A 14,817-nucleotide genomic window follows, 5' to 3' on the forward strand; every position below is an offset into this window, starting at 1 on the left:
TCTGCTGTATTCTGCCGTTAATTTTATCGAAAAAAACATGAACCTCCCCAAAATGTATTCGACCCACTCCCAGGTCAAGCATTGAAATTATATAATGCCGTTTATAGTTTCTATCTGACTAGTCCCTTATAAAAAATAAGAATTTTGGAATACTCACTAAGAATGATAGTGAGCAGGGAAGAAATATTTCAACGCTACTAAAATTTAAGCAGCTCGAAACTCATTAATTTTACCAGCAAAGTCTAGCTCACACTTTAAAAATTAATGTCCGATACTGAAAGCTTAATAGTTTTATTCCTAATACTTTACACCAACTCAAAATATCTTTAATGGATGAATTTTATGCCACGAATAGGTTCAACAATCAGTCAAGGAACAACAGAAAGCACAGCAAACAGACACCAAGAAAATCCAACTGCTGCAAACAGTGGAACAAATTCCACTGTTTCGCAAATGGCAGAGCATGCACGTTCAAGTGCAGGCCCAACAATAGCTGACGCTATCGATGTAATCGAAGACTTGAAAAAGGATCTAAATTCTGCTGGAGATACAGTTAAAATGCGAGAATTAGGAGTTAGAGAAGCTGAAAATGATGTGAAATCACTTAAATCAATGCGACACAGGTTCATTAGTATGTTCTCTCGTGAAGAGAGACATAAATTACCATTTGCCAAAGACATTCTTAAAAGTGAAAAACAAAAACTTATGTCTGACCGAGCTGACTATAATAGAATTCAGAAAAATTTTGAGCGAACTATTGCGCAACAAGAAAGCCTCCCCCTTGCGGCCACAGTTGAATTCCCAGTTGCGACAGTTATTTCTGAAGTGGGAGAAACTTCAGAAGCTACAGTGCGCAACAGACAAGAAAGTGAGGATAACAGGGAACATCAACAATTAATAGAAGAAATCGAACATCTGAACGCACCAAGAAATTCCGCCAATGTCCACTGCGAAAATGCAAGCAATAACGAAATTCAGAATAACGAAAATATTGAAGAGGACCCACTCCTCTCATCCCAATAAAAAAACCCTATTAGCTCACTAAAGGAATTCATACTTGATCTGCCAGATACCGGCTTGAGACGATATTCTGCCAGATCAAGTTCAGGCGAAAGGCTTTATCTACCCACCCGATAGATCTTTACCACTTTCATGATCTAAGGAGATAAGCTGGACCACTACAATTTATTCGGCCACTCAGCAATGACCTTACCAGTGCTCACATCCAGTTCTTGCCAGCCAGGCTTGCCAACTCTATCATTTGCCTCATGATTGGAGGGCGGCACCTCATCACTCCTAGGAGGATTTTCATTTAAACCCTTTATTTTTTCTTCTATATCCTCACCCAATGCACTCAAGCGACCCGATAACGATATTAAAGTATCTAATTTTTCATTGTAAACATTTTGCTTTTCTAATTCATAACCCATTTCTTGCACCACAGTTTCGTAACGATTAACTTCGCTCAACCACGACTCTAAAGTTTCTATATCAGAACAGCTCTCCAGCTTGGAACAGATAGTTTTATTAAGATTTTTGATCTTACCTTGAAGTTCTTCTATCCCCCCATAACTTTCCTGATAATCACAGTGAATTTTTGTTGGGACTGCAACCTCTCTGGACCGACTATTCCGAAAACCGGAAACTAATGCCTGAAAAGCTCCAGGGACACATCCACATAGACGCACAATGTTCCGACTGAAACTTGAACTATCTCTCTCCTCAACCTGAGGATCAAATAATGCCTCACTTGAACTTGTTCTGCTTATTGAAGCAGCTTCTGAAATACCAGTCATTTTATCACCCAAGCTAAATATTTTTTGTTTAAATCATTCATCTATATTAAAGAACCAGCTTTCAGCCGTAAAAGTTATAGAAAAGGAATTACACCCGAAAAAATGCACTGCCAACCTATAAACCCGCTAAAGATACAGTCCCGCAATATTGAGATGCGAAACTGCACAAAAACTAAAAACAGCCTAATTGCTGGCAGCAAGCCCTTTTTCCTCAAGAACGTCCTCAAGCGCCTGAGCAACCGACTCATTTTTAAAAAAAGTACTATAAATATTTTTTACCACTTCTTTATAACCTAACAATAAATCATCAATTACTCCGACGGCGGCGTCTTCAATAGAGGTAGAAGGTTCGCCAGTCTCAACTATTGAACCATCGGACAAACCAGCCTTATCATCCTCAATGGAAACAGAAATCTGGTTGTTTTGTGTTTTTTCTTGATATAAGTTTCTTAACTTCTCAAGATTATTAAGAACACCCTCCCTTTCCTTATCTGACACATTTAGACAATATTTATTTTCACTACCCGGCACTACTAGCCAGCTTTGACCTTGATCTTCATACTTTACAAACTTATCCCCAAGAGCTTCTAAGCTCTTAAGATTACTATCTTTTCCTGATCTAAAATCTTCCAACATCGCAGCTTTAAGATCTTTCAAGTAGCCATCAAGGGTCTCATGTTTTTGCGGCTCGGTAGTAACACCTACACTTATTGCGCGCCCAAACTCTCGTAGAAATTCAGTACTTTCATCGGTCGCGGAATTATCAGCGGTAATCGTAAAAATTTCATTTAACTGGCTATCGCGCGTAGATAAAACCCGCATAAAGTAGACATTATCTACTCTGGTCCGATCAAGAGTATGCTGGATCAAATCCTTCTCTGGAACTAAGTAAGCCTCATACTTCCTTGACAAATCTTTTAACGAATCCCCTACCCTTCCCATCTCACCAATGAGATATTTATCACCATCGCCATTTGAGCCTAAATTAATTACATTTAACTGGAGATATTCAATCTCTCTATCGACAATAGATTTAAAGTTTCTTAACTGTACTAAGTCGTTACTGCTGCTGCCAAGAGCCTCCTCAGCTTCTTTGTGAAGTTCAGATAGCTGTACTAACTGACCAAGATCAACTGGCAGCCCCCCAGCTTTACCAGCTGAATTTACTTCATTGGGAGTTGGTACCCGATTATTTTTATTACGATTCAGGCCGGACACTAGGAGCGCCAACCCCCCACGTAGCCTTTGCCCCACAACCTGCAATTTACGTTTAAAGCCGGATTGCTTCGTGGAGTTATCTTGATTTAAGGTTTGATCACCGCTCACTTCAACAAGCGACTGGAAACTGCTAGAAGAAGAACTAGCATCAACAGATTGAGAAGAATTAATTTTCGTCATTTTTTCCACACAAAGTTAAATAATTACAAACAAGTAAATATACTTTCCCAAAAGGTACTAACCCTGATTTATTCATCCATATCGAAATAGCAGCACTCCCCTTATGGATCGCATGTCCGATTGATTACACTCACAAAATCAGCCAGATTTAGTCAGCAGTCAACTACAACCAGCCTATTACTATAGCTGCAAATAAGTTACTCATTTTTTCCAAGCTATAAATTTAATCTTTATGGTTGTAGTGCGCATTTTCCTGACATTAATATTTCATTCCAACCAATCTTCGTATTGTTAATATTTTCACAGAAAGACGTAACCACTCTTTGAAATTAAAATCAATCGGTCAAACGTCCCCGCCGAGGAATTACATAGATACACTAGGAGATTCAGCGCCCTTCTCCCTAGTAGCTGTTCACTACAAACGATCACTTCATGATCGAAACTAGTTACTAACCGATGCGAGAACCTACCTAATGTAAATCGAAAGACATACAAGCGCTAATAGCTATCATCTGCTGACATTACTATTCTTCTATCTGCAATATCGAATTTTTTTACCGTAAACCTCAAAGCTCTACTCTTTGTTAGGATCTATACTTGAACGCACCCATATTTAGAACCCCATCGACTGCTTCACCAAGGGCAGCTGGGGTAGTGAAAATTGAGAAAGGCCGCGAGACTGAGCGTATACTCGATTCCGTATTTTGAACGGGTGGCTTCTAGCCAAGCTATACTTTTCTCTTTAAATATTTAGAATTTACATGATGAATTTTTTTGCCCTCCATTAACCAATACCGCAACTAAATCTACACCATCATAATCTCACATCTATTTTTTATGGTCTTATGAATTTAGCCAAACTATTTTATATTACAGCTACGTCACCAAATGACAATCTTATGTTTGTGTCGCCGATAACATTTATGTGAATCAGGCACCTTATCAGAATAACGATTGGCACTGGGGCATACGATTCAGTCAAACATGATTATGCGAGAATAGAAAATCATGACATCTTCAACTATTTCAGCAACAAACCCAATAAAAAAGCCAAAACTCCTGAGGCTCCCCAAAAAAATTAATCAGTATATCTATTAAATGAATAGACACGCTGACTCCTATGACTTAGGAGATCCCTTCGACAATGACACTGCGCCATAAATCTCCTAAATAACAATATTGAAGAAATTTTTGTTATATAGATTTAGGTAATCGACAATAACTATCAAATATAAATATGGATGCGCATATCATGAAAGAGCCAAGTACGCAAAACTCTCTGCCGATAAAAGATGTGGCCAGAATACTGGAAATATCGGAGTGGCGATCCGTGTAAAGATGAAACATCCAACTCGACATATAAAGTGAGCATTGATGTGTTGGGCAAGGTACGTCACCAGTGATCTCACTCAAAACATTCGATATTAAGCTTAACAGAATAGCTTGTAAATATTTTCAAAGGTGAAACATTTATTTAAGGGCAGCATGTCCAGAATTCCCATTAACCGAATTCTGGACATGAAAGTAGTAAAAGTATACCATTAAAATTCCTATTTTAGGCAAGGTATACTCAACCTTTCCATAATAGTGAATTCTCAACTTATTTTTTAATATTACTTTACTACATCCCTGAAACTAAAAGGTTGAACCTAGAATCAATTTAAATAAACCAATAGCTGTAGATTACCCTTCTAGGATTCTTATATTATATCTTAAATCGATTGGCTATCATATTCATTCACCTCCTCGATTCCGGAATCTAATTCACTTAAATCGATAGTGACATTCTGCTTGCATACTTTAACATCATCCCAATTAATGTCTGCGCAAGAAGATATAACATCATTTTCCTTTCTTAGATCCGATGAAAAGGGCTCATCATCAGTTTGAGGATTCTCGGTAGCCCTATTATCCAAGCTCTGCAAATTACCATCCTGATTCCTCATACTATCTCTGGGTGGCAAGGAGGGAGCATTTTTAATCGCTCCCGAGTCAACATCAGGAAGTTCCTTACTGGAAACAACTGGCTTACCATCGTGATAATGCGGCGCTTTAGGTGAATCAACAGTAATCTTACCGACTGGTTTGCTAGAGTTGACATCGGGCTTACGCAAAATCTCATCGACACTCTGACCATTGTATTGCCATTTTTCTGAATCACTAATTGTAGATTTATCGTTCAAATAGTCAAGATTTCGCTGTTTGGCAGTTTTTTCTACTGCATGATAAGGGGCAGCTAACACTTGATTTGGACTTCGGAAAAAGATCTTTTTAGGATTCAGCCACCCCATCCTTGAAAAAAAATTTCCTCTATGGTCAGCTCTTTTTTCTGAGACCTGCCCCTCTGGTTTGCTTACCTGATCTTGCGGACCATTTTCAAGTTTAGAGGTAGTACGCTGCGCTTGATTACTTGCCCCGTTTATGGAACCCGACATATCTTTCTCCACTAAGTGTTTGGAAAATTTCCTGACAATTCAGTAGCTGCTCTTTCCATAGTTAAACCCCAAAGCCAAAGCAAGCCAATCTACTAAAAGCTTAGTGAATATAAATCGATATATCTTTCAATTTTAGCCCAATTTTTTCAGAGTTGAGCCTCAATTTTTTGGAACTTTTGCCCCTCTGCGATCACTACCTTTTAAACTTGAAACCAACACCTACAATCTCCCAGCAATACACCCACCTAGACACCTAAGGTCTCGATTAAAACTTGAAATCTTATTTACCTCATACTGAGGTGCATATACTGCTTCAGATTTTCATCAACAGCAGATCAACATTTTTGCCCAGCTCAATGATAATTGAGCTTGCCATACCATAGACACACATTAAAATCTTGCAATTATAGGTATGATTTTTTGTGTTTTTCTTACCCACATGCATGGAAGGTGACCCAGAACAACGCCATGATACATCAGGCTATCAGTCAAGCTGCAGTTTTATGGGAATGTCTGGACCTCACAAGAAGAGGCAATACAGAGCATGAACCCTCTAAAATATCCTTAGAGTAGGACTCAAAAGCTACAGAGCTATTAATAAGTCTGCGAGTAAGACTTTCAAAACTCAGTAGCAGGCAATTCAGGCGCTTAACCTAGCTAGACTTTTCTATAATTTTAAACCACTTCGGAATCCACAAAAATAAATAGGTTCGGCACTCTGCGAATGACACCCATGTTTTTACCCCCCCTCCTGCCACCACACAAAAGTTAATTGCAACAAAGTGATGGATTACCCTATAAGCGTATAGAGCCTTGTAAGATAATCGCTGTAGAGCTGGCTCTATACCCTAATAGGTCGGCATATAGACCCTACCGAAGTACCGCATAAAGAATAAATGCTTTAGTGTCTTAATCTATCAAAAGATGCACTTCGTGCATTTAATTATCCTGTCATCATACAACTGAATAATGGCAGGTTGACATGAAACCACTTAAGATTCACCTAAGTATCATTAACACTTAATCCTAAAAATATTTGTCCAAAATAACAAGTCTATTGAGATACAAACCGGTATGCTACTCGGATTTTCACACGCATCAATAGAGGTGGCATTTATGCCGGGACCAGAAATAATATCAAATCGTTCGTCATCAAATTCAGTGACTGGAGCCAATGAGTCTCAGGGAAATACAGCCCGCAATCCCGAAGGGAACCAACGAGACTCATCATTTTCACAAGTACAAGCTAACGCACTTTCTCAGGCAAATCTTGCACCAATACATAATGAGGACAATAGAAACGAACCTCCAAATGGAATTTCTCACGTGCCGGCAATACCTTACGCCAAGGCAATATCTAATAAATCTATAACTAACCAACAAAAAAAAGTAGATGGTATCAAGAAGGTTATAAATGAGCGAAAGGAAGAAGCAAACACAAAACAATCAAATATCGACCAGATAACAAAAACCATTAATAAGTTGGAGAACGAAATTAAGATATCTGAAGCTGCTGTTGAAAAGCTGTCAGGATCGAGAAAGGAAAAAGATAAGGAGATTGCTGAGAGATATATGGAAATAATTGTGGACAACAAAAATGAATTAGAAGAGAAAAAAAATGAACTAGAAGATAATAAGAGGTTTAAGCTAAAACATGAACGATTCATAATAGCTGCGGAGAAACACCTTCTCTCTGCAGAAAATAAGCTTGCACGCATGAGATCTAAAACGGAATCCCTACCTATTGCATCTGAAGTAAAATATTCTTCTGGGCCTTTTGCACAAGCGATTGCACGAGACTCTGACAGTGTGTCGCAGCAAGAGGTCAATAGATCTGCATTAGAAAACGGCGGGTTGGATGTATCTACAGGGAATGAAGAGCTAGTTACATCGGGCGAAACATTAGAGGATCATGCCAGTACTTTACACGAATTTCCAATAGCTCCAGTTCTAGATTTCACTGCGTCCACTCTCAACGAGAATCCTGAGGAGCAAACGATATTACCTCAAGGCGAACCCAGCAGTAGTGGTGAAGTACCGATTGAAACTGGCACATCAGTAACTCAAAGTCAGGCAGACAGAGAGCATGCGGATCTCATTGAGCAAATTCAAAACTTAAATGTACCAGCTCCTACTCCGAACCTCAGAGAGGAATCAGTTGACGAAAGGGTGCCTTTGAGCAGTTAAACTTTAGTTGTTCGGGCACACAAATAATCAGCAACCCCCCCGCAGAGCGGGCGGCGCTGCTTGTCCCTTAAAAAGCATGGCGTAAAGGGGCTGCCCCATAAGTGCGCTAAGCGCACTTATATAGTGGTCTAATACTTCCTTATACTTCGCTAAGAAAGTAAGATTCCCAAACAAATGAGAACCGCAAGCTATTAAAGCTCGCGGCACGTTCTTTTAGCGCTCTATGTAACTAGATTGGGATCAATGGTACACCTAAGAATTGGTCGACGGTGTAAGTGAAGTAATAGCACTCTGAACTATTTTTGTACTTTGGTTTACTTCGACCCACAATGCAAGTTGCTGTCGAATAGACTTATAGTCATCATCCTTGGTATATGGCCTATTTCCGGATTGATCAGCGAATGCTTGAGCAAAGGCTCTATACAAGCAATTGCCATCACCTTCAACTTCTTGAGTTTTCAGTTGATCGTATTTCACCTTACCCTTAACATTGCCTGAACTTCTGTATCTTGCGAGGGACCCCGGATTATCTAGGACCTCGTAGTGATTTGTACGATCACCATCACCATGAATATGGACCAAGGTGATTCCGGGATTATTTGTACAGTCTTCATTATAGACTTGCACGTTTGTAACCACCTGCACACCTTGTTTATCCTGGCTCACCATTGCGATAGAAACAGGCACCTGGAACGCATGGGCCAGTAAATATGGGATAAGATCACCAGTATCTGAAAACCATTCCCCGTCTGTTTTAATGTCTTCTAATAATTGAGGAAGAATGTCGCCTCGATTCGTTCGCACAAGGGCTCTAGCTCCCATCTCTGCAGAGTTAACCTTTTTTTGAGCGCCCTCTTCCCTACTTTCCGACTTAGTGGAATATTCGTATGCATCTGAAGCCATATGACTTGGCGCATCTCTGACTGTTGTTTCATTTACCGATTCGCTCCAGTACTTCCTAAAGGAATCTTCCCATCCAACTTTTTTCGATGTAGTTGAAGAAGAACATCCTTTATCAACAAATTCCGGAAGTTTTGCAAGTGCCAGTTCCAGTTTTTTAAGATTTTCTATTCGCTGTTTTACAGCTTCACGCGCATTACTAACTTGATTTTCTGTCGGGCGATTTTCACCTGAAACATCTTTTAACAACATTATTGCTTGCTCACCCACATCTTCCAGACGATCGGATGCTTTCGGCAATTTTCCAATTTTATCAACAAAGTTCGCAATCTGCGCGACATCGCTTATCTCCTTGGATTTTTTATCATCGTCCCTCATGCCAGCGCTCGCATTTTTCGAGTCAAAGTTGATCAAACTGCAAACTTCAGCAACAGACTTATCTTTGATACCTCCATTAAAATTAACCAAGCTTTTATTGTTAGCAACAATTTCCTGGATTCCTTTCATACTACGGTAAAGAGTGTCATGCTTACGGTCAAGTTTCTTAACCTTGACTTGATTCCTTAAGACGCCAAGGTAAGCACTCAGTGCAAGATCAATCTCCCTAGCTCTATTTGCTACCCCCCCAGGGTTTGTTGACGCCGGGAAATCTTTAATAATTTCTACTAGCATCTCATTGAACGATAATTCAGGCTCTCTTCCCTCAGATAGCCCCATCAAAAACTTCACTTGCTTTTCATTAAGCTCTTTTATTTTTTTAACGTCTGCTCTTTCTGGATTTTTTGCTTTCGTCACACTATTAGGAGATAAGCTTCTAGCACTCGGCATGCTACGCATGCGATCTAGAAACCTCCCCGACCTTTGTCTTTGTAAAGTGCCAGCTGTCGCATTTTCACGCCTATTGGCGGCACCAGCAGCGTCACCCCCTCTTGTGGTATTATTTGCATTTGCCGTGCCAGCCTTATTTTTAGTGGCCGAGAGTCCACCTGACATATTATTTCTCCCGAGATTTTCTCTTATAATTAACTTAGAAAAACAAATTTTTCGCCATACACATTAGGAAAAGATATATGGCTTAGTGCTATCAATTACTCACCAATACCAATCTATTGTTATACCTCCAAGACTTGCCATTCAGTTGGAAAAAATATTTCAATATTGCGAATAATCAATCTTGAATATAAACGCATTACCCACCATAGTTTCAGCCCATCATTCCAGATACAAGCCAGATGAAAACCCTTCACGGGATTAAGCAGATCAAACCTTGCTGCAACCACCAACCCCATGGGGAAGCAACTTGGCTGATAAACTTTTTCATTTTCCCTCAGCCTTGATCTACTATTTAATTAATATATTTAAATTTTAACTTTAAGTGCTTTATAATTTAAAGTTCAGCATTCATAGAAAATAATACAGATGTAGATCTCTGGACACTTTTGCTACAAGTAACACATCAAAAAAGGACAGGCTGCCACCAAATATGGCGGAGATGAAATACTGAGGCGCTTAGGGTTCGGCTGTCAAAAAGAGTTGACCACAATTCTTGCACTAGCTTGTATTTCTATTTGGGCCCAGAAGCCACTATTAAGCAGATTCATGATCGAATTTAGTGATTATCTCACCGACTCCCAGGACCCAAGTTTCACCCGGTCATGTATACCCTCTTAAGGTACGTCTCACGCTCAGCAATATGTTTATAGCAGATTAATCTCACTAATTTTACTAATCAGAGAGCCTTCACATTCAGCTTTAATGCTGACACGATCTCCATGCTTTACATCAAGGCCTTTTGTTTCTTTCTTGCCAATGAAAAAATAATTTCCTGAAGCCTCATCCTTAACTGAAAAAACATACTCCATTTGACTAAACCCCTCACCTTCTAAAACAATTTCCTCTACCGTCCCGACTATAACGCTCTCAGCCAAGACAGTCGCCGACATAACAAACAAAATTATCAACAATAGCACTCTCAACACAATCTCCACCATACAAACACATTTATTTAAATATAATCAGTCACTATATTTTACGGAAATTTTTGCGTAACCACTTACAGCATCTATCGATTCAAACCTGATAACCAACCCATTCATAGGATCTACAAAAGACTCGCCTAACGACTTAAGTCTCGCCACATCATTATATGCACCATCATCGACATAACTAACAATCACCGAAGGAGCATTTTGGGTTGGATACATTATAGAATGGCGAGCATGGTAATTAATGTAGTAGTAATTTTTCCCATGGCTGCTACCCTCACTTTGTATTTTTATTTGCTGGGGAATATCCTTTGAAAGTTCCCCGGGGCCGAGGTAAATTGATTGCAATTCTGCCTCTTGAAAAACGCCCGCAGTCGGTGTAACTACTCCTGTATATTCCGGGAATAGCTCATACCAACCTAAGAATTCTCGCTGGCCACTACCAAATATTTTGGAATAGCCAAGTCCCATTATTCCTAGCCCCCCATACCTACCATCAGAAGCATCCCCATCATTATTGCCATCAAAATTTGCATGAGCTAATCCAAAATTATGACCCACTTCATGCTGAATAAAATCTAGGCCACGTGCTGGACCAAAATCCAACCCTACTAAGGACCACCCCCCCCATGTTGCAGCTATAGCACTTGCTCCAAAAATAGCTTTCGGATAAAGATAGACTCTATGATCCCATTTCCCTAGGTCTAAAGGTTCGTTATTCTCATCCACTAAGTTTTCTTTGGCCCACTTTGTAGCTTCGTCACGAAAACTCATCCCTCTGTCTGTGTATCGTCCACCAAGATGTACCCTATCAATTATCTCTTGGTAGCTAAGCATATCTCCATTTATTTCATCAGGGACATTGAAGATCACACAATCAATTGAAGAGGCATACTGTCCAGGCGAGCCATAGCAATAATTCCCTAGTGAACTATCTTCAACACGATGCCGTACAAAATTATGTTGTCCAAGCGAATTATTATAATACACGTTATTCATAGAGTCTGGGTTATTGAAAACTCTATTTGCAAGATCAGATACACCGAGAATATCTAACGACGAGTCACCATCGAATTCCATATATATGAATACAATACTACTCTCCTTAACCTTTATCGTATTAATAGAAAACGTTAATAGTTGAGAGCTATTATCGCTAAGTGACAGACTGATCGTCTCTGTAACTGAGCTTCCTGAGGGAATATCTTCAGCTTTCTCGTTAAGGTAGTACTCCCAATCACCATTTTTATTTATACTAAAATCGCCATACTCGCCTTCAATAGCTTCATCATTAAAGGTTGGTGCATTTCCATCGACATCACTGATAGTTAGCGCTCCGGTTAAGTACTCCGTGTCACCAACCACTAATGTGCCAATTGGTGTTTCTACATTAAATTCGTATGGATCATCAAACCCTACAATAGCAATCGCAATGGGAGTTGTTTCATTACTTGCCTGAATACCTATATCGAAATCATCGCTGACAACTTCTCCCCCTTTAATTGGATCTGAGAGAAGGTCATCAAGCACATACACCCAACTTCCATCTACACTGATTTCAAGCTCGCCATAAACCCCTTGAAAGCTACCTGGAGTAAATTGGATTTCACTATTTGTGTCACTGGAAAGTTTCCCTGAAACTCTTTCTTCGAGATTTTCTGAAATCCTACCAGAACCACCTGTTATTTGGTTCGAACTGCTGCCGCCAGAGTCATCACTATTTCCTGAGTCATCACTATTTCCTGAGTCATCACCATTTCCTGAGTCATTACCTCCTCCTGAGTCATTACCGCCTCCTGAGTCATTACCGCCTCCTGAGTTGCCGCCTCCTGAGCTACCGTTCCCAACAGAACTTTCATCCGTGTTTTGGTCAGAGTTTGAGTCTGCTCCGCCACCTCCGCATGAAGCTGCAAGAACAGATAACAAAATGGCGGCTGAGATCATACCTATATTATTCACACATTCTCCAAAGCACTATTTCTAAGATTATTTTTCCGTGTTTAACGTTTTGGCTACACAGACAATCTATTTGTTAAATTGATTGCTCAGCAACCATCAAAAAAACATTTTTTTAACAAAGCAATAAATCAACCAAATCATATGCATATATTGCCCTGCGCAAAACATAATCATTCACTAAACAAACGTGGATTAATTAGCCACAACTAAACCTAAACATTGGAGGCCTAATTATTGTATAAAACTCGTTAGCGTCATTAGATTTATGGCGCTAAATTTTAGAATTTAGTCTTTCTTGGTGTTTTTTCTCATTTTTGTGAACTTTATATAGATGCAGGCACAGCCCCATATGCTCACCACTTTCAATCTCTATGTATTATTTCGATATTATTCGACTATATTTTTTGCATCCCTAGTCCATAGGTAACCGCTGAATATTTCTGTGATTTCTCTGACCTTCAGAGCACCTTATAATCAGAGCGCGCCTTCCCAGGAGATTCTTGTGTAGAGGCCTACTAAACCCGGAAAACAATTTAGGTGGGGAAGTTGCTAACGAAGACAAAGTCATTCAATAAGTAGACAACATCAACCTTTGTCTCCTGACGGGTATTTCTGAAGATGTAAAGTACCGTCCTCGCGAGCATGTGCGCGATGATGCGGGCCATGCAAGTATGGCTACGACCGATCGCTATATTGATTCCGACATGCGGGAGCGGCATGAAAGTGGGCGAAGTAAGCGGGTAAAGGAGGAGCGGTAATACTACCGCCCTGCCCTCATCTAAATGAAATAGCTTGACCCGCCAAGGATACGATATATCATTTCACACCATCTGATTAACCTAGTACACATGGATGAATACTCAGAGTGCGGAGAGGCTAATGGCACATACAAACAAACTCCCAGTCACCGTCCTTTCAGGTTTTCTAGGTGCCGGTAAAACTACCGTACTTAGCCACATACTGAACAATCGCAAAGGCAAAAAAGTTGCTGTAATCGTCAATGATATGAGTGAAATCAATATTGATTCGACGAAAGTACAGAGCGAGGTTTCTCTTAACCCTAGTGAGGAGAAGCTTGTTGAAATGAGTAATGGCTGTATTTGCTGCACTCTGCGGGAGGACCTTCTGGAAGAAGTCACTAAGCTTGCGCAGGAAGGACGGTTTGATTATCTCGTTATTGAATCAACAGGGATTTCTGAACCCTTACCCATTGCAGAAACCTTCACTTTTGCCGACGAAAATGGTGTTTCTCTCTCTGATGTTGCCAATTTGGACACAATGGTGACGGTAGTCGATGCAGTCAATTTTTTAAAGGACTATGACGAGGCCGTATTTTTACAGGATGCTGGTGAATCATTAGGCGAAGAGGATGAACGCAGTGTAACTGATTTGCTGATCGACCAGGTCGAGTTTGCAGATGTCATTCTGATCAGTAAAACGGATTTAGCTGGCCCTTCTGATGTTGAGCGCCTAGAAGCCATTCTGCGAACTCTAAATACGCAGGCAAAAATAGTTCCGATCTCTCAAGGGCAAGTCAATATTGACGAGGTTCTAAGTACCGGCTTATTTGACTTCGAGCGCGCGCAGCAAGCACCTGGTTGGCTTAAAGAGATGCGAGGTGAGCATGTTCCTGAAACTGAAGAGTATGGCATTAGCAGTTTCAGCTACGAAGCACGTAGACCCTTCCATCCAGAAAAATTTCATCAATTTCTGCACAATACTGAGAGGCACGGCAAGTTAATTCGTTCCAAAGGGTATTTTTGGCTGGCGTCCCGTCCTGAGTTTGCAGGCGAATGGAGTCAAGCGGGAGGCATTGCCCACTATGGTTTCGCTGGGATGTTCTGGAAGGCTATACCCAAAGAAAACTGGCCCACTGACGAGAATTATCGCAGCTCCATTAAAAAGCAATGGGTAGAACCCTTTGGTGATATGCGGCAAGAACTAGTCTTTATTGGCCAGAGCTTGAATCAAATCAGCATGACAAAAGCGCTTGATGATTGCCTGCTAAGCGAGGACGAAGTGCTACAAGGCAAAGAATACTGGGCGACATTGAATGATCCATTTCCCGCATGGGAACAAGGATGAATATTAACCTCACCCCTGTACTTGGCTAGATCCTTTAGTGGAAAAGTGTAAAAGACCGGCAAAGTGCCGGTC

General features: G+C 40.3%; 9 protein-coding genes. 3 read left to right on the forward strand and 6 right to left on the reverse strand.

Translation table 11 applies throughout. The features are described 5' to 3' along the window. Positions 1 to 342 precede the first annotated feature (342 nt). Complete coding sequence (locus ACJJI8_RS18215) at positions 343 to 1,023, forward strand: hypothetical protein (RefSeq protein WP_444933264.1); 681 nt, start codon at positions 343 to 345, stop codon at positions 1,021 to 1,023. A gap of 155 nt (positions 1,024 to 1,178) precedes the next feature. Here the strand turns inward: ACJJI8_RS18215 and ACJJI8_RS18220 are convergent, their stop codons facing one another. The 3 genes from ACJJI8_RS18220 to ACJJI8_RS18230 form a co-directional block, all read right to left on the reverse strand. Further along, entirely contained in the window at positions 1,179 to 1,796 is a 618-nt protein-coding gene (locus ACJJI8_RS18220; protein WP_444933265.1) for a hypothetical protein, read from the reverse strand. A gap of 183 nt (positions 1,797 to 1,979) precedes the next feature. After that, positions 1,980 to 3,194, reverse strand: a complete 1,215-nt coding sequence (locus ACJJI8_RS18225) for a hypothetical protein (RefSeq protein ID WP_444933266.1) — start codon at positions 3,192 to 3,194, stop codon at positions 1,980 to 1,982. Positions 3,195 to 4,906: 1,712 nt separating this feature from the next. Continuing rightward, on the reverse strand, positions 4,907 to 5,629 hold the full coding sequence (locus tag ACJJI8_RS18230; RefSeq protein ID WP_444933267.1) for a hypothetical protein: 723 nt from the start codon (positions 5,627 to 5,629) through the stop codon (positions 4,907 to 4,909). Positions 5,630 to 6,745: 1,116 nt separating this feature from the next. Here ACJJI8_RS18230 and ACJJI8_RS18235 point away from each other — a divergent pair. After that, entirely contained in the window at positions 6,746 to 7,816 is a 1,071-nt protein-coding gene (locus ACJJI8_RS18235; RefSeq protein ID WP_444933268.1) for a hypothetical protein, read from the forward strand. A gap of 252 nt (positions 7,817 to 8,068) precedes the next feature. Here the strand turns inward: ACJJI8_RS18235 and ACJJI8_RS18240 are convergent, their stop codons facing one another. The 3 genes from ACJJI8_RS18240 to ACJJI8_RS18250 all read right to left on the reverse strand — a co-directional run bounded on the left by ACJJI8_RS18240 (position 8,069) and on the right by ACJJI8_RS18250 (position 12,660). Continuing rightward, complete coding sequence (locus ACJJI8_RS18240; protein WP_444933269.1) at positions 8,069 to 9,709, reverse strand: OTU domain-containing protein; 1,641 nt, start codon at positions 9,707 to 9,709, stop codon at positions 8,069 to 8,071. Between the two features lie 704 nt (positions 9,710 to 10,413). After that, on the reverse strand, positions 10,414 to 10,644 hold the full coding sequence (locus ACJJI8_RS18245; RefSeq protein WP_444913867.1) for a hypothetical protein: 231 nt from the start codon (positions 10,642 to 10,644) through the stop codon (positions 10,414 to 10,416). An 87-nt stretch (positions 10,645 to 10,731) separates the two neighbouring features. Then, positions 10,732 to 12,660: a VCBS domain-containing protein gene (locus tag ACJJI8_RS18250; protein WP_444933270.1), complete on the reverse strand. Its 1,929-nt coding sequence runs from the start codon at positions 12,658 to 12,660 to the stop codon at positions 10,732 to 10,734. Between the two features lie 879 nt (positions 12,661 to 13,539). Here ACJJI8_RS18250 and zigA point away from each other — a divergent pair. Continuing rightward, complete coding sequence (gene zigA / locus ACJJI8_RS18255) at positions 13,540 to 14,745, forward strand: zinc metallochaperone GTPase ZigA (protein WP_444933271.1); 1,206 nt, start codon at positions 13,540 to 13,542, stop codon at positions 14,743 to 14,745. The last annotated feature ends 72 nt before the right edge of the window (positions 14,746 to 14,817 follow it).

The sequence above is a fragment of the Microbulbifer maximicatervae (SeqCode) genome, assembly GCF_052467695.1.